The organism is Salmonella sp. HY31, assembly GCF_042604575.1.
Lineage (GTDB): Bacteria > Pseudomonadota > Gammaproteobacteria > Enterobacterales > Enterobacteriaceae > Salmonella > Salmonella diarizonae.
The window spans coordinates 2813656-2834998 of sequence record NZ_CP170479.1 but is presented as its reverse complement, the minus strand read 5'-3'; the positions used below and the strand labels follow the sequence as shown (position 1 = coordinate 2834998).

Sequence of the window (21343 nt, the reverse complement as noted above, 5' to 3'; positions counted from 1 at the left end):
CTAACTGTAAAAGCTTTGGGCCAGCGACCCCACAAGCAATTGCCAACCATCGACCAGTACAAACAGCATCAGCTTAAACGGCAGGGCGATTGTCGCTGGCGGTACCATCATCATCCCTAACGCCATCAGTACGCTGGCGATCACCAGGTCGATAATCAAAAAAGGGATGAAAATCGTAAAACCGATCTGAAACGCCGTCTTTAATTCGCTGGTGACATAGGCGGGCAGGAGAATACGCATCGGTACTGCTTCCGGTCCCTGTAACGGGCCGCTATTGGCCAGACGGGCAAACAGCGCCAGATCGGCTTCGCGGGTTTGGCGCAGCATGAACGCGCGTAACGGTTGCGCGCCTTTATCCAGCGCTTCCTGCATAGAAATTTTCTGCTCGCTAAACGGCTGGTAAGCGTCCACGTAAATCTTGTCAATGACGGGCGACATAATAAAAAAGGTCAAAAACAACGCCAGTCCGAGTAGTACCTGATTTGGCGGCGCCGAGGGCGTGCCCAGCGCGTTACGCAACAAGCCAAAAACAATGATGATGCGGGTGAAACTGGTCATCATCAGTAAAATCGCTGGCAGGAACGTCAGCGAGGTGATGAAGACCAGAGTCTGGACGGATAATGACCAGCTTTGGCCTCCGCCCGCTAATGGTTGGCTGATAAGCCCCGGCAGTTGCGCAGCGGCGGCGGGACTAAAAAGCCACAGGCCCGCCAGCGAAAGGAATAACAAGCGGCGCATCAGGATCTCCCGGAACGCTTGAGTAAGCTCTTCATCATGTTCTGGAAATCTGCCGGTGGGGCCACAGGCGCTTCCGTGTCGCTCTCCGCGGGAGGAAGAGTGTGCAGCAGGTTAATCTGCGAGGCGGTTACGCCCAGTACCAGACGTGCATTTTCGACCTCAACAATCACCACGCGTTCTCGCGGGCCGAGCGAGGTGCTGGCTGATACCTTGAGTCCACGCACGCTATTTCCTTTTGGGGCGAATCCCATACGCTTAATCACCCAGGCCGCCGCCAGAATGAGCGCTATAATGCCAATTAATGCGCCGCTCACTTGAATTAGCGGCGATCCGGTTGACGCGGCGGGCTGAGAAACCGTGGCCTGTGTCTTCATCATTAACGACTCAAACGACGCATACGCTCGGATGGCGTAATAATATCGGTGATACGTACACCGTATTTATCCGCCACGACGACCACTTCACCCTGGGCAATCAGGTAGCCGTTAATCAGGATATCCAGCGGCTCGCCCGCCAGCCCGTCCAGCGCGACGACCGACCCCTGCGTCAGGCGCAGCAGTTCTTTAATGGTCATTCGCGTGCGGCCCAGCTCTACGGTCAGTTTGACCGGGATATCCATAATCAGGTCGATATCCTGCATGGCGCCGCTGACATCGCCGCTGCCAAGTTGTTGGAAAACCGCGTCGGCGGCGCTTTTATTGGTGGTCGCTTTTTGCTCGTTTAACGCGTCAGCCCACAGATCATCCAATGCGCCAGTATTCTCATCGGACGGATTATTCATGTCACTCATTTGGGCTGTTCCTCATTCAGCGAATTCAAAATTGGGTTGATCAAATGTTCTACGCGTAGCGCATACTGTCCGTTTACGGTGCCATATTGGCTGGTGAGTACCGGCACGCCGTCCACATGAGCAATAATGCGGTCGGGTTTTTCAATCGGCAGTACATCGCCGGGTTTCAGCTTCAAAATCTGGGAAAGACGCAACGGAATGTCGGCAAAATTCGCCACCAGCTCCAGTTCGGAGTGCTGAACCTGGCGTACCAGGTTATCACGCCAGTTCTGATCTTCATGGCGCGAGTTTTCCAGCGGCGGGTTCACCAGCAGCTCACGCAGCGGCTCGATCATGCTAAATGGCAGACAGATGTTAAATTCACCGGTCAGATTGCCGATTTCCACATGAAACGGCGTATTGACGACGATATCGTTCGGCGAGGTGGTGATATTGGTAAATTTCACCTGCATTTCGGAACGAACATACTCCACTTCCAGCGGATTAATGGCTTTCCATGCATCGCTATAGCCTTCCAGCGCCAGTTTCAGCATACGGTTGATGACGCGCTGTTCCGTATGGGTAAACTCGCGGCCCTCGACTTTGGTCGGGAAACGACCGTCGCCGCCGAACAGGTTATCGACGGCAATAAACACCAGACTCGGCGAGAACACCACCAGCCCGGTGCCGCGTAGCGGCTTCAGGTGGATAAGGTTCAGGTTGGTCGGTACCGGCAGATTACGCGCAAATTCGTGATACGGCTGAATACGTATAGCGCCCACGGTAATATCCGGGCTGCGGCGCAGCAGGTTAAATAATCCCATCCGGAACTGGCGTGCGAAACGTTCGTTAATGATCTCCAGCGCCTGCAAGCGTTCACGCACGACGCGACGCTGGGTATTGGGATCGTAAGGGCGAATATCGCTATCGCTTGCGATACCGGGAGTGGGTTCGTCTTTAGTGTCGCTGTCGCCGTTCAACAGCGCATCGATTTCAGCCTGAGAAAGAATACTATCGCCCATATCGTTACCGCAGAATAAAAGCTGTATAAAGCACGTCGGTGACGACCTGTCTTGGTTGTCCGGCAACGAGCGGCGCGGCCAGAGTCTCTTTAATGGCGGCAATCAGTTTTTGTTTGCCTGCTTCCGTTGAGAGCTCGGCGGCATTCTGACGGGAAAACAGCAACAGCAGACGGCTGCGCACTTCCGGCAGATATTCATTTAATCGCGCGCGGGTCGCTTCGTCTTTCAGACGCAGGGTTACGCCGATATACAACACACGATCCGCATCGCCCAGATTGACGGTAAACGTATCCAGCGCAAAAAATACCGGCGCAGGCGGCGGAGCCGGTTCCGCTTTAGCGTTCGGGGTCGGTTGTTGCTGCATACGCCAGTAGCTATAACCTGCGGTTGCGCAGGCGGCGAGGGTAATCAACACCAGCAAAGGTATCCAAATCGAGCGTTTGCTCTTTTTGTTAATCGCGGAGTCAGTCATCTGATACGGGCTTCCTGTTTCGGTACTGCTTATTGGCTGATTATCCCGTGTCCTGTCCACGACAAAGCGTGGAAAAGACGCGGATAATCATGCTACCTCTGGCGTTAGGCGAAGATATCCACTGCGCCATTGCCGCGTGCGGCGGCCTGAAGCGAGGCCGGCGCCGCTAACGCTATGTCATCTTCAGCGCCAAACGCGTCCGCATGTTGGGCGCGGGCAGGCTGTTGCTGCTGCGATGAAGACTGCTGCTGTCCGGCAAAGCTTTCGCTACTGATGCTGCTTTGTCCCAACTGAATGCCGCTTTCCGCTAACTGGGTCCGCAACACGGGCAGCGCGGCTTCCAGCGCGGCGCGGACATGGCTGTGCGGCGATACCATCTGGAGCTGCGCCTGATTGTCATCCAGCTTGAGCGAAATATGCACCTGACCTAACTCTTCCGGATGTAATCGAAGCTGCGCGCTTTGCTGTCCCTGACGTGTAAATAACATGACCTGCTGACTGAACGTTTGCTGCCATTCATGGCTGCCTAACGGCGCGCTGAGAACCGGGGCTGAGGCAACAGGTAGCGGTTGCGCCGTGGCGCTGCTGAGAGTCGGCATTGCCGCGCCATGCGTTACTGGCGCGGGTGGGCTATCAACATCCACTTTCGCGCTGGTCGCGGCGGCGGCAGCAACCAGCGGCGTCAGTGATTGACCCGTGGCGCGATCGTCGCTGATGCGCGCAAACGACGCCTCTGTTTTCCCTTTTTCATGCTCGCTAAAAGAGAGCGTATGTGTCTCTTCCTGCGGCACCGATCGCATGTCGCCGCGTAAAAGTGACGGTAAGGCGATGTGATTTTCAGCCGACGTTTCTCCGGCGACAGGCGTCGCGACAGGTTGTCCGGGCAGCATGGCGAATAAGGCGCTCAGACTGGCGAGATCCTCATCGCTCAGCGCTGGCGTTTTCTCATCATGCTGCGCTGTTTTACTCAATGCGGCCAGAGCGCTGGTTTTCAACGATGGCGTTAGCGTAGACAGTAGATGTTGCGCTTGTGTCAGATCCGTAAGCGTTTCATCCGTCGCATTCGCTTTTTGCGCCAGCAGGTCGGCAAGCTTCGCCGCCTGACCCGGTTCGCCATGTTGGGTCAGTAACCCTTTTGATAATTTGCCGCCTGCCGCCTGTAAATCGGCCAGCGTGATGCGGGCGTCTTTGCCCTGTACGCCGTCTGCGCCTAACGCGCCCGCCAGTAGCGCCAGAAAGTCCTCGGCTGAACCGGTGGCTTTTCCTGACGTCAGACCCGCGGTCATGTCGGTATCGGTGGTGATCAGTTGGGGCAGGGTGATCATTCGGGTTTCCTCATTGCTGCACGCTGAGCAAATTCATCCATCTTTTTCTGATCCATGCGGTTTTCAGCTAACAGCGCTGCCGCGGTTTGTCGGTCCTGTAAGGTTTGCCAGGCCTGAAGACGTTGCTTTTTTTCACACCAGCTCTTCAGCGCCATGTCAACTTTTTGCGTCCACTGCGTAAGCTGGAGGCGATGCTGCTCTATCGCCTTTTCCAGTGTCTGAATAAACTGCTGATAATTGATCCAGCGATTACTGGCGATGCCGTTGCCCATATCGGTGTTCAAATTACTGCGATACTCATTCTGATAATCGATCAGCATTTTGAGCTGTTCTTCCGCCTGTTGGCAGCCGCGACGCATTTCTCCCAGTAAACGCGCCGCGTTATCTACCTCTTTTTCGGCCAGATCTTTGAGTGTTTCCAGAGCGCCATGTTGTGCCATGATCGTCGCCCTCCTGCTTTATCACACCGTCGGGAAAATTAAATCGAGCGCCTGGAGAGAGTCCTCCCAGTCGGCCCGTTCAAAAATGCCTTGCTGTAAAAACGCTTCTAATTGCGGCCATAAGGTAATGGCTTTATCGAGCATCGGATCGCTGCCTTTGGCATAGGCGCCGACGCTGACCAGATCGCGGTTACGCTGGAAACTGGAAAGCAACTGTTTAAATAGCCGTACCCGCGCATAGTGCTGCTCGGTAATGAGCGCGGTCATCGCCCGGCTGATTGACGCCTCGATATCAATGGCCGGATAGTGTCCGGCCTCCGCCAGACGGCGGGACAAGACAATGTGCCCGTCAAGAATTGCGCGTGCCGAGTCGGCAATGGGATCTTGTTGGTCATCCCCTTCGGTCAACACGGTATAAAACGCGGTGATAGAGCCGCCGCCGTGGATGCCATTACCGGCACGTTCGACCAGCGCCGGCAGCTTTGCGAACACCGAGGGCGGATAACCTTTGGTGGCTGGCGGTTCGCCGATCGCCAGCGCAATTTCACGCTGCGCCATCGCATAGCGAGTCAGCGAATCCATAATCAGCAACACATGCTGTCCGCGATCGCGAAAGTCTTCGGCGATGCGAGTGGCATAGGCGGCGCCCTGCATTCGCAGCAGCGGTGAGACATCAGCCGGGGCGGCAATCACCACCGAGCGCGCGCGACCGTCGGGGCCGAGAATATTTTCGATGAAATCTTTGACTTCGCGGCCACGTTCGCCGATAAGTCCCACGACAATCACGTCCGCCCGCGTGTAGCGCGCCATCATGCCAAGCAGAACCGACTTACCGACGCCGGAACCGGCAAATAGCCCCATACGCTGACCGCGCCCTACGGTTAACAACGCGTTGATAGCGCGCACGCCGGTATCCAACACATGTTCGATTGGCGTTCGCTGTAGCGGGTTAAACGGCGGTGTGATTAACGCGCCAGTCTCCATCGTATCCGGCGCAGGCAGTCCGTCCAGCGGTTTACCGCCGCCATCCAGCACCCGACCAAGCAGGGCCGGGCCGAGCGGTAACTGTTTGCCGCTTTGCAGACCATCGCCATGCCCGTTACGGGCGTAAACGCGGGCACCGGGCAGAATGCCTTCGACTTCTTCCAGCGGCATTAAAAACAGACGTTGGCCGTTAAAACCGACCACTTCCGATTCCACCTCTTTGGTTTCAGGGCCGTCCTGGCGCTCAATAATGCAGGTTGCTCCCAGCGGAAGCTGGAGACCGGTGGCTTCCAGTACCAGTCCAGTGGCGCGGGTTAAACGTCCATAACGACGCACCGCCGGCAATAACGCTATTTTTGCTTCAAAGTTGTCGAGCGCGGTAAGCCAGCGGGTTAGACGCGTGGTCATCAGAGCACTCCCGGCGCCGCCAGGCGACATAACTCTTGCCAGCGAGTGGCGACACTGGCGTCCAGATCGCCCTCATCGGCAGACACTTTACACCCACCGTGATGCAGAGTCGGATCGCCACGCAACCGCCAGCCATGAAGACTGAGCGTGGCGCCCAGCATCTCTTCCACCCGCTGTAAGTCGTCCGGATGCACGCGCAACTGCGGCTTGCCGCTAAAGAGCGGCTCTTGCTGCAATAGTTGTTGGATCTGTTTAATCAGCGCTGAGTTGTCCACTGCTGGCGTTTGGCCGATGACCTGACGTGCGGCCTCCAGGGCCATTTGCATCAGCCGTGAGGCGATGACGCTATCGAGCGCGTCAAGCGTATTCTGAAACTCGCTCACTAACTGCTGCATACGGGCATGAATCGGCGCCTGCTGCGTCTGCGCCTGGGCTTGTCCTTGCTCCAGTCCCTGCGCTAACCCTTCCTGATATCCCTGTGCGTGTCCTTTTTGCCGTCCCTCCGCCAGCCCGGCGTTATAACCTTGTTCATGGGCCTGTATTTTTAGCTGCGCCAGTTCCTGCTCCAATTGTTGTTCGGCAGTGAGCTCGGGCTCTGGCGCATCTTCTGTCAAGGTAACGTTATCAGCTTCAACCGGCACAAACGTCTCTGGCGGCGGGGCGAGGTCGTCGGGGGTCCAGACTTGCCACGGCAATTCATTAGACATAGGTATCCTCGCCGCTGCCAATCACCATTTCGCCGGTTTCCGCCAGACGACGCACAATAAGCAGAATCGCTTTCTGCTCGTTTTCCACCTGAGACAGACGAACCGGGCCACGGTTGGCAAGGTCGTCGCGCAGGATATCGGCGGCGCGCTGGGACATATTGCGCAGGAACTTCTCGCGTAATGGCGGTTCGGCACCTTTCAGGGCGATCAGTAGCGACTCGGAATCCACTTCCTGCAGCAGACGCTGGATACTGCGATCGTCCACATCCACCAGATTTTCGAACAGGAACATCTCGTCGATGATTTTCTGCGCCAGTTCGCCGTCGAATTCACGCACAGCGGTAATAACCGCTTCTTCCTGCTGCGTTTTCATCAGGTTGATAATTTCCGCCGCGGTTCTTACGCCGCCCATTTTGCTGCGTTTCAGGTTCTGACCGTCGAGCAGGCCATTCAGCACTTCGGTCAACTCCGCCAGCGCCGCCGGCTGTACACCGCCAAACGTCGCGATACGCAGCATCACATCATGACGCAGACGCTCGTCAAACAGCGCCAGAATATCGGCGGCCTGGCCGCGTTTGAGGTGGACCAGAATGGTGGCGATAATCTGTGGGTGTTCGTCGCGAATCAGGTCGGCGGCGCTCTGCGGTTCCATAAAGTTGAGCGTTTCGATACCGCTGGTGGTATCGCGCGTTTCCAGAATATCTTCCAGCAGGCTGGAGGCGCGCTCTTCGCCCAGCGCTTTTATCAGTACGGAGCGTAGGTATTCGTTGGCATTGATATTCAGCGCGGCGAACTGCTCCGCTTCCTGCTCAAACTCTGACAGTACGTCCGTCAGTTGTTTGTTGGAGATCTGACGCACGTTAGCCATCGCCGTACTTAGCGCCTGTACTTCGCGGGTGGAGAGGTGTTTAAACACCTCTGCCGCCCGGTCTTCGCCAATGGTCATCAACAAAATGACGCTTTTATCGGTACCGCTAAGATTACTCATGATCGTTACTCATCCACTGGCGAATGACCAGCGCCACCACGCGCGGATCGTTGTCTGACATTTCGCGAATACGCTGACTCATCACCTCGGCGCCAAGACGCTGGTTAGCCCGACGTTGCTGGAGTTGCTCGTCTTTGCTGAGGCGTACTTCCACAGCTTCTTCGGTTTCCTGACGAACCTGCGCCTGTTCCTGCGCTGCTTTCGTTTCTTCAACGCGGCGCGTCAGCTGCGGACGTACCGCTTTGCGCCACAGAATCCAGGCCACCAACAGCACCAGTAACCAGCGACCTGCCGCGAGCAGTTGATCGATAAAGGATTGCTGTTGCCAGAAGGGCAGTTCGCCGCCGGTTTCATCCACTGCGGTAAACGGTGAATTCACCACGTTTAGCGTATCGCCGCGTTTATCGGAAAAGCCCATTGCTTCGCGGGTTAAATCCTCGATCTGTTTCATCTGATCGGCAGTCAGCGGCAGCGGTTTGCCATCCGCCAGCGTTTTGTAATTCACCACGACGGCCACTGAGAGACGCTCAATATCGCCCACATTCATTTTGGTGTGACGAATGGTACGGTCCACTTCGTAGTTGCTGGTTTCATTACGCTGCGTATTGCGCGGACCAGCGCTGTTACTGTTCGTACTGGTGCTGGTTTGTGGCGTATTCTGCGCGTTTTGCTGATTGGTCGGCGGCGTGGCGATCGGCGCCTCGTTCGGCGGCGCTGGTTGGTTCGACAGCGCGCCAGGCACGCCGCCGGGGTAGCCCGCGCCTATCTGTTCGCTAATATTCAACTGACGTGAACGCAGGGTGGCCTTCGACGCATCGCCGTTCGGGCTGTAGTGCTCTTCCGTCTGTTCTTTATTGGCGAAATCCAACTGGGCGGTTACCTGAGCGTGAACATTACCGTTACCGACGATAGGCGACAGAATGGCTTCGATACGGCGCTGGATACGGCTTTCCACATCATTAGCGAATTTTAATTGTGCGTCATTAAGGTCGCGACCGCTGGTATTGGATTGCGTAAGCAGATGACCGGATTGATCGACCAGAGTAACGTTTCCTGGCGGCAAACCGGCGACAGCGCTGGAAACCAGATGTACTACGGCGCTAATTTGTCCTTCATCCAGAGCCCGGCCCGGTTCCAGTGTGACGGTGACGGAGGCGGAAGGGGATTTTTGTTCCCGCACAAATAGAGACGGTTTTGGCATCGCCAGGTGAACGCGGGCGCTTTTTACCGGACCCAGCGTCTCGATCGTCCGGGCCAGTTCACCTTCCAGCGCGCGCTGATAATTCACCTGCTCGCTGAACTGACTGATACCGAATTTTTCCTGATCAAGCAGTTCAAAGCCTACCGCACCCCCTTTGGGCAACCCCTGCTGTGCCAGACGTAGACGCAGTTCGTGCACTTTGTCGGCTGGCACTTCAATCGCGCCGCTGCCATTGGCAAAGCGATAGGGGATATTCATCTGGGTCAACTGCGCGACGATCGCGCCGCCGTCCTGATCGGAAAGATTGCTAAATAGCGTGCGGTAATCGGGCGTTTTGGCCCACAGCACCATCGCAACGACGATCGCCACGGCAGCGGAACCCGCCACAATTAATGGAATTCGGGGATTCGCGCGTAGGCGATTAAGCCACTCGAGAGGTTTAGGTTGGGTTGCAGTCGATGCAGTCGCACTCATCTCGCACCTCGTGACTGATCGTGGACGGCGTTTTTTGCAAAGTGGAACAAGACTCACTCCCGGGTCAGCAAACTCGAAAAATTGACGGTCTCATTATTTGCGGTTTCGAATTTTTCTATGCGCTAAAAACCGAGGTTTTTTATCGTTATTTAACGCCTTTATCTTATTGACAAACTGGTAATCTCTGTTGCGTAAAAAATCATCCAGGGGAATAGCATGGCAGCAATACAGGGGATTGAAGGGGTTATTAGCCAGTTACAGGCGACGGCGGTGGCCGCGCGCGGGCAAGAAACGCACTCGCAGCCGACGGTGAGTTTTGCCGGTCAGCTACATGCTGCGCTGGATCGTATTAGCGACAAGCAGACGGAGGCGCGCGTTCAGGCCGAAAAATTCACTCTGGGTGAGCCGGGCATTGCGCTTAATGATGTGATGGCCGATATGCAGAAAGCGTCCGTCTCCATGCAAATGGGAATTCAGGTGCGCAACAAGCTGGTGGCTGCGTACCAGGAAGTAATGTCGATGCAGGTTTAAGCCAGAGCTGACAACACATCGGCAGCGAGCTCCCAGGCGTTTACATAAGTCAGTGGCTGGGGGCGTGACTTATGTAACTAGTGCGTCAGAAAGTGGATTTATTTTTTGCGAGGCGAGCTCATTTCATTGATAAGCGGGTTGCACATTGTTGCAGGGACTTATTAAAAATAGGGTACGCTTGTTTACTGACGCCATACATCCCTACCGTTCGTTCTGGCGATGTTGACATTGAGTTTGCGATCCAGAATGTTCCGGCAATGTGCGCGCCGTTGCGATAATACACGGTAAATTCTTTATTAACGCCTGGAAAATCTGTTTCATGAAGATCCAGTATATAACCATACTGGTACAGATTATCAGCGAGACAGCGGGCAATGACGCTGGGATACGCATTGACTACTGTGACGGGTGAGTAACGGGCAGCAGCAAGGCTGACGGTTACCATAAGAGAAATGAGAATAACTTTTATCATTTTTTTGACTTTTGCTGCGCATAAATAAATCTCACCTGATGGCATCAGTGAGTAAAAGTATCAATATCCGATAGTTTTTATGGTGTGGGCGAAAAATAATAATTACTTTATATTTTGGTCAAATAGTCATAAATTTTTCATCATCTCAGAAAAAATTAAAGCGGTATCTATTAATAATAGATTTATGCAGCGGCGCACAAGACAACCTTGTCTGATTTATTTTATGTGTTTTAGATTTTTGCCTGTTACGCCGTAAAAAATGTCTCCCGCCGTAACGTACAGCGGGAGCATGCGCTTATTTTTGAATCAGATAACGAATTGTTGGGCCATCCTGCTGGATATCCAGCACCGTATAGCCATGATTGCGCGCATCCAGCGGAATATTATTAATAGATTGCGGACAATCGCTCACCACTTCCAGAATCTCCCCTTTTTTTAGCTGCGGCATCGCTTCCAGAGTCGCTACCGCCGGGTACGGACAGGGTTCGCCAACCATATCAAGACGGTAATCAGGGACGATATTTTTCATGTGGATTCCTTAGCGAGAGTTAGTCCGGCGCGGCGGAAGAAACGTTTTTCCCAACCGATGATTAACATCAGCGCGGCAAATAACAACAGATACGTGACCAGCAGACCACCCAGCGGGCCGAAGGTACTCAACAGGTTCACTTTATCCCAACTGGTCGCCAGCGCGGGCGCGAAATCATCCCAGTAGTAAGCCAGGATGGTCGAACCGATGACATTGCCGAGTCCCACCCACCAGTAATGCACCTGGCCCTCTACGGCGCGGTACATCCAGCCGGTTTCGCAGCCGCCCGCCAGCACGATGCCAAAACCGAACAGCAGTCCGCCAATGACCGCATTCGGGCCTGCCCACATAATTTTAGGTGCAACGCCCAACTGCACGTAGCTGAAAATACCAATGGCGCTGACCGCCATGCCGAAAATAATCGCTTTTGCCATATGGGCGCGTCCGGAGATCCACAGATCGCGGAAGGCCGAGGTAAAGCAGATTTGCGCGCGCTCGATCAGTAGTCCAAATCCGACGCCGAACAGCATCGCCAGTCCCAGTTTCGGCTGATGCATTGCCGTTAACAGCGCCCAGCCCATCATGCCGATAAAGACCAGCATACCGAGCCTGAAACGCCGTCTTGCCTGATCCGGTTTCTGCGTCAGCGGGGAAGCCGCTGAGACCTTCTGCATTTTCACCGGTACACGAAATATCGGCAGCAGCGTAAAGCGGGCACCGAACCAGGAGCCGATAGCGGTCGCCAGCGCAAAGAACCACGCGTGTAGGGAGAACTGCGGAATACCGGTAAAAAAGGCGGCCAGGTTACACCCCATCGCCAGACGCGCGCCGAAGCCAGCGATAATGCCTCCGACCACCGCCTGCACGATACGGATTCTGCTACGCGGCATACGCAGTTTTACGTTGTTGGCCCACAGCGCGGCGGCAAAACAGCCACCGAACATGCCGAGGATCATCATTCCGTCGATACGCGTCAGCGGCGTACCTTCCAGATGAATCAGCTTATAGTAGCCCCACTGTTCGGCATGAACGCCAAAAAGCTGTAAAATTTGCCCGCCCCAGCGGGTAAATTCGCCCGTCACGGCCCAGAAAGTACCGGTGATGCCAAAATAGTAGGTAGAGAGAATACCGGCTGCGATCACCGCAGGGGCCGGGGCCCAGAATTTAATTAACCAGGTTTGCCTGAAGTGTTGCCATGACATGTGTTTAGCCTCTGAACTCAGAAGGTGTGAAACAAGAAGTGTGCATACTACACCGATCACAGAATTTGCCCACACCTAATAAGCGGTAATACCGACTGGATCAAATTGCGGCCAGAGCCTGGAAAGGCTGGCGGCATCAGGGCTTTAATGCCACAATTCCTCTTTCTTCTGATGCAGGATGAATGATGAAAAAAGTAGCGATCGTTGGCGCATTGCTGGTTCTGGCCGGATGCGCTGAGGTGGAAAATTATAATGATGTGGTGAAAACGCCAGCGCCGGCCGGTCTGGAAGGGTACTGGCAGTCAAAAGGCCCGCAACGTAAGCTGGTGAGTCCTGAAGCTATCGCCAGCCTGGTAGTAACTAAAGACGGCGATACGCTGGACTGTCGCCAGTGGCAGCGCGTTATTGCCCTGCCGGGTAAGCTGACCATGCTCTCCGATGATTTAACCAATGTTACGGTTAAGCGTGAGCTTTATGAGATTGAGCGCGACGGGAATACCCTGGAATATGATGGTATGACGCTGCAACGGGTCGCTCGTCCGACGCCGGAGTGCGCCGCCGCGTTAGAAAAAACGCCACTGCCGACGCCACTGCCGTAATTTTGCTTCCCGGCAGCGTTCTGCCGCCGGGAAAGTTCATCACGCGTCCTCAATAACCCACACGCTGACGCTGCCTCCGTTGCAGAAAAAAGTCGCTTCGCCTTGCTTGTTAGTTACAACATGCTCATCCCGGTTTCTCAGAAAATCACGCCAGGTCTTGTTAGCGTAATTGTCGCCGAGCAGGAGGGTTTTTTCACCGTCGTCGCCATTAGAAAGTACGACCACGCAGCCTGGGTTTTCTTTAGTACCACTGCGGCTAAAGGCAATACAGTTAGGATGATCGAAAAAGAGTGTTTGTATGCCGTGCGCAAAATGATGACGAGCGAGGATCAGCCGATCCAGTTGGTTAATGACCGGCATTTCGACCCGACGGGGCTCACCATTTTCGTTGCTATCCTCATAGCTGGCGCCGTATAAATCGGGATAGAATACCGACGGTACGCCGTTTTCACGAAGCAGGATCAGCGCATAGGCTAACGGTTTGAACCAGGGTTCTACCGGGGCTTCCAGCGCCTGTAACGGTTGTGTATCGTGGTTAGCGACCAGCGTTACCGCGTGAAAAGGATCGGCTTCTACCAGCGTGCCGGTGAAAATGTGGCGCATGTCATAATCCGCGCCCTGGCGGGAGGCCTCGTGAAATTTCATCTGCAACGGCGCGTCGAACAGCATGGTTTTCCCGTCAACCTGATCGATGTACGTTTGTAGTTTATCCACTTCATGCGACCAGTATTCTGCGACAATAAACAGCGATTTTGGTGCGACGGCCTGTACATGCTCAATCCATTCTTTATAAAACCAGGCGGGTATATGTTTTACCGCGTCCAGGCGAAAGCCGTCACAGTGGGTTTGTTCCATGACCCAGCGTGCCCAATATTTAATCTCTTCCGTAACCGCATGGTTGCGAAAATCGATATTTTCGCCCATCAGGTAGTCAAAATTACCCATCTCATCATCAACCTGATTGTTCCAGCCATCGCCGGTATAGTCATTGACGATCTTAAAAATGCCGTCTTCATCGGGATTTTCGATGTGATCAATGCCGCTGAAACAGTGATAGTCCCAAATAAAGTTGGAATATTGGCCCGCGCGGGCAGGGAAGGTGTAGCGCGTCCAGCCTTCGCATTCGATGATGTTGTCATCGATTTGCGTGCGGTCATCCTGATTCACGCGCTGGACGCGAATACGTTCTTTTTCGTCTGCGCCCATTTTGTGGTTCACAACCACGTCGAGTAACACCGCAATATTATTTTTTTTGAGCGCGTCTATCGCTGCCAGTAACTGGCGTTTATCGCCGTACTTTGTCGCGACGGTCCCTTTTTGGTCAAATTCGCCGAGGTCAAATAGGTCGTAGGTATCATAGCCTACGGAATAGCCGCCGGAGGCGCCTTTACAGGCGGGCGGTAGCCAGACCATATTGATACCGATATCATTCAGCTCATCAGCACGTTCCGCCAGCTCAGGCCAGAGTTTACCGCCGTCGGGATAATACCAGTGGAAGTACTGCAATAACGTGGGGTTTTTCATCTTCCGCGCTCCAGAAGTCGTTTAGCCGACCTCTGGAGTATGGAGGAGTTTTCATACGAGACGGGAAAATATTATGAGGCGCCAGGCGCGTCTGGCACGAGTAACATACCGGAGAGACGGCCATAAGCGTTATTGAGCGATTTTTGGCGGGTGGATTGTCCGATCAAACTACTGAGTTCATCCAGTCGCTGTTGCAGCAGCCCTTTGAGGAGCTGCTCATTATCCAGCGTTTGTTTGATGTACCCGGCGACCATATCCTGAATACTTCGCGTAATGCCCGGTGGAGTTTGCTTTTCCATCACCGTTTCAATACTTTGCAGATAGGAGACCTCTTGTTGCAGTAAGAGATCCCATTCACCTCGCTGCGCAAGTTCAAGCAGCGATTGACTGAGCAGCGCAATACGCTGCCAACGGTTGATAAACTCCACGGTTGAGGTCATTAACGAGACTCCTGGAAAGATGCTTTCGGTGAAATCTGCTTCCAGGCTTCTGCAATATTGCTGAGTAACCCTTCCACTTCTTCGATGGCCTGAGCGTCGTTACGCAAGTTAGCCTGCAGTAAACGGCGAATCATATAGTCGTATAGTTCGGAAAGATTCGTCGCAATCTCACCGCCTTTTTCCTGATCGAGACCGGCTTTCAGACCGTTATCGATAATATTAATAGCTTTGCTTAACGCTTCACCTTTCGCGACAACATCGCCTTGTTCTAAAAACAGGCGAGCGCGCACCAGGGCGCTATTCGCGCCATCAAACAACATTTCAATCAACTGGTGCGGGCTGGCGCTCATCACGGCGCTTTCCACGCTGACTTGCGCATAAGCTTTGATACCGCTCGCGGTGTACATGGTGACCTCTGTTATCTGGAGTTGCTCATTGCTGTAAATTGCTGGGTCAAATAACTACTGGTGTTATTCAGTTTACTCATCATGGTATCCAGTTGGGTAAACTGGGCCTTGTAACGGGCAACGGTTTCATCGATGCTGTTGCTAACGGACAGGTATTGTTTAGTCAGGCTTTTCAGCGTGGCGTTAATGTTGTCCTGCGCATTATCAATAATGCCGTCATCCGCCAGATAACTTTTTACTTCGGTGGCAATTTTGGTGGTGATCCCCGTTTCTTTACCATCGCCCACCAGCAGCTCACGTGCTGCTGCTGTGTTATCTTTCAGTGCCTTGGACAGCTTATCATCATCAATCTTCAGTTTGCCGGAAGTCCCATCTTGGGCGATGCCAATTTCCGCCATCGTTTTGAACGCAGAGTGACTACCGCTATTGGCAAATTGTGCCCGAATCCCGGTCTGAATAGTACGAACCACACTATCGCCTAACAGAGCGCCATTTTTATCGCTGGCCTCTTCGCCCGGCTCGACAGCAGTATATTTAGTTAATGAATTAAAGGTGTCCACCAGCGAGTTATAGGCATCAACCCAGGATTTAATCGCCTCTTTCGCTTTAGTATCATCTTTCGTTACCGTCACGGTCGCGTCGGTCACTTTCTTCGTCAGGTTTAGCGTAATTCCCTGAGGGGCGTCGGTTACGGTATTGCTTTGACGCTCAATATCGATACCGTTTACGTTCAGCTTTGCATTTTCCGCCTTCACCAGCTCTTTCATGTTGCCGGTATTGGTGGTGCTGTCATAGGCGAGTAGATCGTTAAGTTTCTTATCGCCTTCCACCGTTATCTTCATCGTATTGTCGGTACCGCTATCGGCGGTAAGCACCAACTGGAATTCGTTCTCTTTGACCTTAACGATACTGGCGGAAATACCGCTGTCGGCGTCATTGATCGCATCGCGAATCGCCTCCATTGAGGTGTCGCCGTTATCCAGCTTAATTTCCAGCGGCTCTTTACGTCCCGGCTGTTCAATTTTAATTGTCCGGGACGTGGCCGACGTATCGCCCAACTGCTCTTTGGTGGTCGCGAAGGTGGTTTTTGTCGCCAGCGACTGTGCGGCGGCAAGCTGGGTTACGCTGATCTTATAAGTACCTGCGGCAGCGCCAGCGGTAGTACTGACTTTGAGATCGTCGGTAGTACTGGACGCCACGGTAGACTTAAACAGATCCGCTTTATTTAACGCGGTATTTGCCGTCTGGAATTTTTCTAATGAGCTTTTCAGTGTGCCGTAGGCAGTAAGCTTTGCCGAATTCGCGCTCTGCTGCTTGGTAATTGGCGTTAAGCGTCCTTTTTCGTTCTTTGCCAGGTCTGTCAACAACTGGTCCAACGGTAAGTTTGATCCCACACCTAATGATGAAATTGAAGCCATGCCTTCTTCCTTTTGATTGCAAACAGTAGTTAAGCGCGTTATCGGCAATCTGGAGGCAAAGTTTAATGTTAATTTTGCAAAAATAATGCGCGGAATAATGATGCATAAAGCGGCTATTTCGCAGGCTAAGAAAAAGATCGGGGGAAGTGAAAAATTTTCTAAAGTTCGAAATTCAGGTGCCGATACAAGGGTTACGGTGAGAAACCGTGGGCAACAGCCCAATAACATCAAGTTGTAATTGATAAGGAAAAGATCATGGCACAAGTCATTAATACAAACAGCCTGTCGCTGTTGACCCAGAATAACCTGAACAAATCCCAGTCCGCACTGGGCACCGCTATTGAGCGTCTGTCTTCCGGTCTGCGTATCAACAGCGCGAAAGACGATGCGGCAGGTCAGGCGATTGCTAACCGTTTCACCGCGAACATCAAAGGCCTGACTCAGGCTTCCCGTAACGCTAACGACGGTATTTCTATTGCGCAGACCACTGAAGGCGCGCTGAACGAAATCAACAACAACCTGCAGCGTGTGCGTGAACTGGCGGTTCAGTCTGCTAACAGCACCAACTCCCAGTCTGACCTCGACTCTATCCAGGCTGAAATCACCCAGCGTCTGAACGAAATCGACCGTGTATCCGGTCAGACTCAGTTCAACGGCGTGAAAGTTCTGGCGCAGGACAACACCCTGACCATCCAGGTTGGCGCCAATGACGGTGAAACTATCGACATCGATCTGAAGCAGATCAACTCTCAGACCCTGGGTCTGGATGCGCTGAATGTGCAGAAAGCTTATGATGTAGATAGCAAACCAGCGCAGAGCATTAAACTGGATACCAGTGCTCTTACTGCTACTGCAATTAAAAATGGTGTAACTGGTGCATCGACAGATGGTGCCCTAAAAGACGGTAAAGTTTACTCTAATGGCACAGATTACTATGTAGAAGTAAGCTTTGCTGATGCGACTGATACTGCTAAAGGTGGTTTCCTTAAAGTAGATGTTGATTCCGCTACTGGTGCAGTTACCGTTCCGGGTACGGCAGCAACAGCAGCTGCAACTAAACCTGCCGGTGTGAAAGAGGTTACAGAAGTACAAGGTAAAATCCCAGCATCTACTGCTATTCAAGACCAATTGAAAGCAGGCGGTGTGACTACTGCAGATGCAGCTACTGCTGAAGTTGTCAAAATGTCTTATACCGATAAAAACGGTAAGACGATTGATGGCGGTTATGCTGTAAAAGTAGGCAATGACTACTACGCCGCTACTCAGAAAAAAGATGGTAGCTTTAGTGTTAACACTACGTCTTACACCGCAGATGACGGTACATCCAAAACTGCACTAAACAAACTGGGTGGCGCAGACGGCAAAACCGAAGTTGTTTCTATTGGTGGTAAAACTTACGCTGCGAGTAAAGCCGAAGGTCACAACTTTAAAGCACAGCCCGATCTGGCGGAAGCGGCTACCACAACAACCGAAAACCCGCTGCAGAAAATTGATGCTGCGCTGGCACAGGTTGACACGTTACGTTCTGACCTGGGTGCGGTACAGAACCGTTTCAACTCCGCTATCACCAACCTGGGCAACACCGTAAACAACCTGACTTCTGCCCGTAGCCGTATCGAAGATTCCGACTATGCGACCGAAGTCTCCAACATGTCTCGCGCGCAGATTCTGCAGCAGGCAGGGACTTCCGTTCTGGCGCAGGCTAACCAGGTTCCGCAAAACGTCCTCTCTTTACTGCGTTAATCCGGCGATTGATTCACCGACACGTGGTACACAATCAAGGCAGCGAAAGCTGCCTTTTTTAATTCCGGAGCCTGTGTAATGAAAGAAATCACCGTCACTGAACCTGCCTTTGTCACCCGCTTTTCCTGTTCTGGCTCGGCCTGTCGCGACCACTGTTGTAAGGGCTGGAAAATCACGCTGGATAAGACGACGGTCAAAAAGTATCTCGCCAGTAAAGACACGACGATTCGTACCATAGCGCAAGACCATATTATTCTGCTGAAAAAGAACAACAGCCACTGGGGGGAAATTAAACTGCCTTCCGCGCTGGGAAATTGCCCCTATCTGGATGAGGACCGTCTGTGCCGGGTGCAAAAAACGTTGGGAGCAAAGGCATTAAGCCATACCTGTTCCTCTTTCCCGCGGGCGCATCATACCTATAAAAATGAGGTACGTAACTCTCTGAGCCTTGCCTGCCCGGAGGTGACGTCCCGCATTTTAAACGACCCTGACGCGATGGCACTTGGCGAAAAAACAATCATTCAGCAGACATTCAATACTGCGCCGTTATTTCCACCGCAGCAAAAGTTACTCAATCTGTTTTGCCTGAGTTTGATCAACCATGCCAACAGCAGTACGGAAGCCGCGCTCTATGCGTTAATTAAATTTGTCATGTATGCGCAGAAATTTGCCAAAATTGATGATGCGGCGCTGGGTGAACTGGAACAAGTATATGCCGCGTTACTTGAGCAATTGCAGACAGGCGTGCTGGCGCAGGAGTTGATGAATATCACGCCGGATAGCAAGGTAAAAACCTCGCTGGTATTGCAGATGCAGAACTATTTCCGCTCGCTCCCGCTTAATCGCGGCAGCATTATCCTTGATCACTACATCCAGTGTCTTCTGCGGGTGTTGACGGCGGAAGAGGGCGTTTCAATGGAGCAGAAGGTCGGCGATATTGAGACCTCGTTCGCACGTTGTTTGCAGGCGGATGAGCAGCAGGGGAGCTGGGCCTTCAGGAATTTAATTCTCTATAAAATTTGGGAAAATAATTTCCCCAATCAGCCGAATGTTGACCCGTTACGCGCGCTGTATATTATCGTGGCGGAATATGCGTTTATTAAGCTATTAACGGCGGCCAGCGTGCATGAGCGCGGGCGGCTTGAGTGGGATGACGTTACCAACATTGTGTATAGTTTTCACTCCCGCAGTCAGCATAACAGCGAGGTGGCGAAGAATTTTCATCGCCATATAGAAACGGTGCGTACTGGCGACGATCTGTCGATGATTCATCTTCTGACATAATTTTGTTCGGGGTGGGCTCTTGCGCATCCCGTTAATTCTATCTGGCTGATTTTATTCTGCTCTTTTATCCGCAAAAAAGGCGCTACAGGTTACATAAGTGAAATAACCCTTCTTTTATAGCCTTATTCCTTCGATAGAACCCTCTGCAGAAACGGATAATCATGCCGATAACTCATTTAACGCAGGGCTGTTTATCGTGAATTCACTGTATACCGCTGAAGGTGTAATGGATAAACACTCGCTGTGGCAGCGTTATGTACCGCTGGTGCGTCACGAAGCATTGCGCCTGCAGGTGCGATTGCCGGCGAGCGTGGAACTGGACGAGCTGCTACAAGCGGGCGGCATCGGGTTATTAAATGCGGTCGACCGATATGACGCTTTGCAAGGAACGGCATTTACCACTTACGCAGTGCAGCGTATTCGTGGGGCGATGCTGGATGAATTACGCAGCCGCGATTGGGTGCCGCGTAGCGTCCGGCGTAATGCCCGCGAAGTGGCGCAGGCGATGGGACAACTGGAGCAGGAACTGGGGCGTAATGCGACGGAAACCGAAGTGGCGGAACGTCTTGGCATTCCTGTTGCAGAGTATCGTCAGATGTTGCTCGACACCAATAACAGTCAACTTTTCTCTTACGATGAGTGGCGGGAAGAGCATGGCGATAGCATCGAACTGGTGACTGAAGAACATCAACAGGAAAACCCGTTACATCAACTGCTGGAGGGTGACCTGCGACAGCGGGTAATGGACGCGATTGAATCGCTGCCGGAACGCGAGCAACTGGTGTTAACGCTGTATTATCAGGAAGAGCTCAATCTGAAAGAGATTGGCGCGGTACTGGAAGTCGGCGAATCGCGGGTCAGCCAGTTGCATAGTCAGGCCATCAAACGATTACGTATCAAACTGGGTAAGTTATAGGTAGCGCATGATCGCACCCGAAAAGTGCCGCACAACGTATAGACTACCAGGAGTTCTCATGACGGTGCAGCAACCTAAAAGGCGGCCTCTGAGCCGCTATCTTAAAGACTTTAAACACAGTCAGACGCATTGCGCGCATTGTCACAAACTGCTCGACCGCATTACGCTGGTTCGTCGTGGCAAGATCGTTAATAAAATCGCCATTTCACAGCTGGATATGCTGCTTGACGACGCTGCCTGGCAGCGAGAGCAAAAAGAGTGGGTGGCGCTGTGTCGCTTTTGCGGCGATTTACACTGCAAAAAACAGAGCGATTTTTTCGATATTATCGGTTTTAAACAGTATTTGTTTGAACAAACCGAGATGAGCCATGGCACGGTGCGGGAATATGTAGTGCGTTTGCGACGTCTTGGCAATTATCTCAGCGAGCAAAACATTTCCCACGATCTGCTGCGGGACGGTTTTCTCGACGAAAGCCTGGCGCCATGGTTGCCGGAAACCAGCACCAATAATTACCGTATCGCACTGCGTAAATACCAGCAATATAAAGCGCATAAACAGATTGCGCCCAGACAGATATCCCCCTTTACCGCCAGTTCTGATATATATTAAAAAAGAATAAGATGTAGCAGAGTCGTGTTGGTGAATTGCGGTAAACCTTCTACATTAGGCTGAGTCCCCCCAAGGTTCATGAGACGTGACGATGCGCCATGGCGGGACACAGTCTATGGTCATTAACGGCAATATTCGGG

24 protein-coding genes are annotated in these 21343 nt (G+C 52.9%); 6 read left to right on the top strand and 18 right to left on the bottom strand.

All coding sequences use genetic code 11. From position 1 onward, the window contains the following. The 11 genes from fliP to fliF form a co-directional block, all read right to left on the bottom strand. Entirely contained in the window at positions 1-738 is a 738-nt protein-coding gene (gene fliP / locus ACE15A_RS13545; protein ID WP_001253411.1) for a flagellar type III secretion system pore protein FliP, read from the bottom strand. Beyond that, positions 738-1115: a flagellar biosynthetic protein FliO gene (fliO, locus tag ACE15A_RS13540; RefSeq protein ID WP_072158691.1), complete on the bottom strand. Its 378-nt coding sequence runs from the start codon at positions 1113-1115 to the stop codon at positions 738-740. Before fliO ends, fliP begins: the two co-directional genes overlap by 1 nt. After that, positions 1115-1528 (bottom strand): flagellar motor switch protein FliN, encoded by a 414-nt coding sequence (fliN, locus tag ACE15A_RS13535; protein ID WP_053508877.1) that lies wholly within the window; start codon positions 1526-1528, stop codon positions 1115-1117. Before fliN ends, fliO begins: the two co-directional genes overlap by 1 nt. Next, positions 1525-2529: a flagellar motor switch protein FliM gene (gene fliM, locus ACE15A_RS13530; protein WP_000502811.1), complete on the bottom strand. Its 1005-nt coding sequence runs from the start codon at positions 2527-2529 to the stop codon at positions 1525-1527. The genes fliN and fliM overlap by 4 nt, the downstream gene beginning before the upstream one ends. A gap of 4 nt (positions 2530-2533) precedes the next feature. Further along, on the bottom strand, positions 2534-3001 hold the full coding sequence (gene fliL, locus ACE15A_RS13525) for a flagellar basal body-associated protein FliL (protein ID WP_023246842.1): 468 nt from the start codon (positions 2999-3001) through the stop codon (positions 2534-2536). A gap of 104 nt (positions 3002-3105) precedes the next feature. Further along, positions 3106-4326, bottom strand: a complete 1221-nt coding sequence (fliK, locus tag ACE15A_RS13520; RefSeq protein ID WP_064055684.1) for a flagellar hook length control protein FliK — start codon at positions 4324-4326, stop codon at positions 3106-3108. Beyond that, positions 4323-4766 (bottom strand): flagellar export protein FliJ, encoded by a 444-nt coding sequence (fliJ, locus tag ACE15A_RS13515; protein WP_023246844.1) that lies wholly within the window; start codon positions 4764-4766, stop codon positions 4323-4325. Before fliJ ends, fliK begins: the two co-directional genes overlap by 4 nt. A 21-nt stretch (positions 4767-4787) precedes the next feature. Then, entirely contained in the window at positions 4788-6158 is a 1371-nt protein-coding gene (gene fliI / locus ACE15A_RS13510; RefSeq protein ID WP_023246845.1) for a flagellar protein export ATPase FliI, read from the bottom strand. Further along, positions 6158-6865: a flagellar assembly protein FliH gene (gene fliH, locus ACE15A_RS13505; protein ID WP_023246846.1), complete on the bottom strand. Its 708-nt coding sequence runs from the start codon at positions 6863-6865 to the stop codon at positions 6158-6160. The genes fliI and fliH overlap by 1 nt, the downstream gene beginning before the upstream one ends. Then, a complete protein-coding gene (fliG, locus tag ACE15A_RS13500; protein WP_023246847.1) occupies positions 6858-7853 on the bottom strand; it encodes a flagellar motor switch protein FliG in 996 nt (331 codons plus the stop codon). Before fliG ends, fliH begins: the two co-directional genes overlap by 8 nt. After that, complete coding sequence (fliF, locus tag ACE15A_RS13495; RefSeq protein ID WP_053508881.1) at positions 7846-9528, bottom strand: flagellar basal-body MS-ring/collar protein FliF; 1683 nt, start codon at positions 9526-9528, stop codon at positions 7846-7848. Before fliF ends, fliG begins: the two co-directional genes overlap by 8 nt. Positions 9529-9744: 216 nt before the next feature. On the opposite strand from fliF, the gene fliE reads away from it, so the two are divergent. Continuing rightward, positions 9745-10059 (top strand): flagellar hook-basal body complex protein FliE, encoded by a 315-nt coding sequence (gene fliE / locus ACE15A_RS13490; RefSeq protein WP_023246849.1) that lies wholly within the window; start codon positions 9745-9747, stop codon positions 10057-10059. Positions 10060-10177: 118 nt separating this feature from the next. Here the strand turns inward: fliE and ACE15A_RS13485 are convergent, their stop codons facing one another. From ACE15A_RS13485 to yedE, 3 genes are all read right to left on the bottom strand, one after another. Beyond that, positions 10178-10576 (bottom strand): hypothetical protein, encoded by a 399-nt coding sequence (locus ACE15A_RS13485; protein WP_162786016.1) that lies wholly within the window; start codon positions 10574-10576, stop codon positions 10178-10180. Between the two features lie 250 nt (positions 10577-10826). Next, the gene (gene yedF, locus ACE15A_RS13480; RefSeq protein WP_000790504.1) at positions 10827-11060 is read right to left on the bottom strand and encodes a sulfurtransferase-like selenium metabolism protein YedF; all 234 of its coding nucleotides are present in this window, start codon (positions 11058-11060) and stop codon (positions 10827-10829) included. Further along, positions 11057-12262 carry a selenium metabolism membrane protein YedE/FdhT gene (gene yedE / locus ACE15A_RS13475; protein WP_023246851.1) on the bottom strand — a complete coding sequence of 402 codons (1206 nt, stop codon included), beginning with the start codon at positions 12260-12262 and terminating at the stop codon, positions 11057-11059. The genes yedF and yedE overlap by 4 nt, the downstream gene beginning before the upstream one ends. A gap of 185 nt (positions 12263-12447) precedes the next feature. On the opposite strand from yedE, the gene yedD reads away from it, so the two are divergent. Next, positions 12448-12861 (top strand): lipoprotein YedD, encoded by a 414-nt coding sequence (gene yedD, locus ACE15A_RS13470; RefSeq protein ID WP_023246852.1) that lies wholly within the window; start codon positions 12448-12450, stop codon positions 12859-12861. A 39-nt stretch (positions 12862-12900) separates the two neighbouring features. Here yedD and amyA read toward each other — a convergent pair whose 3' ends face one another. The 4 genes from amyA to fliD form a co-directional block, all read right to left on the bottom strand. Beyond that, positions 12901-14385, bottom strand: a complete 1485-nt coding sequence (gene amyA / locus ACE15A_RS13465) for an alpha-amylase (protein WP_053508885.1) — start codon at positions 14383-14385, stop codon at positions 12901-12903. Positions 14386-14456: 71 nt separating this feature from the next. After that, a complete protein-coding gene (gene fliT, locus ACE15A_RS13460; protein WP_000204899.1) occupies positions 14457-14825 on the bottom strand; it encodes a flagella biosynthesis regulatory protein FliT in 369 nt (122 codons plus the stop codon). After that, positions 14825-15232, bottom strand: a complete 408-nt coding sequence (gene fliS / locus ACE15A_RS13455; RefSeq protein WP_000287764.1) for a flagellar export chaperone FliS — start codon at positions 15230-15232, stop codon at positions 14825-14827. Before fliS ends, fliT begins: the two co-directional genes overlap by 1 nt. An 11-nt stretch (positions 15233-15243) precedes the next feature. Continuing rightward, positions 15244-16650, bottom strand: coding sequence for a flagellar filament capping protein FliD (gene fliD / locus ACE15A_RS13450; RefSeq protein ID WP_023246854.1), 1407 nt, complete (start codon positions 16648-16650; stop codon positions 15244-15246). Positions 16651-16905: 255 nt separating this feature from the next. Here fliD and ACE15A_RS13445 point away from each other — a divergent pair, with 255 nt between their 5' ends. The 4 genes from ACE15A_RS13445 (at position 16906) to fliZ (ending at position 21203) form a co-directional block, all read left to right on the top strand. Beyond that, a complete protein-coding gene (locus ACE15A_RS13445; protein WP_129382443.1) occupies positions 16906-18393 on the top strand; it encodes a FliC/FljB family flagellin in 1488 nt (495 codons plus the stop codon). 78 nt (positions 18394-18471) lie between these two features. Then, positions 18472-19677 carry a flagellin lysine-N-methylase gene (fliB, locus tag ACE15A_RS13440; protein WP_053508889.1) on the top strand — a complete coding sequence of 402 codons (1206 nt, stop codon included), beginning with the start codon at positions 18472-18474 and terminating at the stop codon, positions 19675-19677. A 196-nt stretch (positions 19678-19873) separates the two neighbouring features. Then, positions 19874-20593, top strand: a complete 720-nt coding sequence (locus tag ACE15A_RS13435) for an RNA polymerase sigma factor FliA (protein ID WP_053508891.1) — start codon at positions 19874-19876, stop codon at positions 20591-20593. Positions 20594-20651: 58 nt separating this feature from the next. Continuing rightward, a complete protein-coding gene (gene fliZ / locus ACE15A_RS13430) occupies positions 20652-21203 on the top strand; it encodes a flagella biosynthesis regulatory protein FliZ (protein WP_023248839.1) in 552 nt (183 codons plus the stop codon). Positions 21204-21343 lie beyond the last annotated feature (140 nt).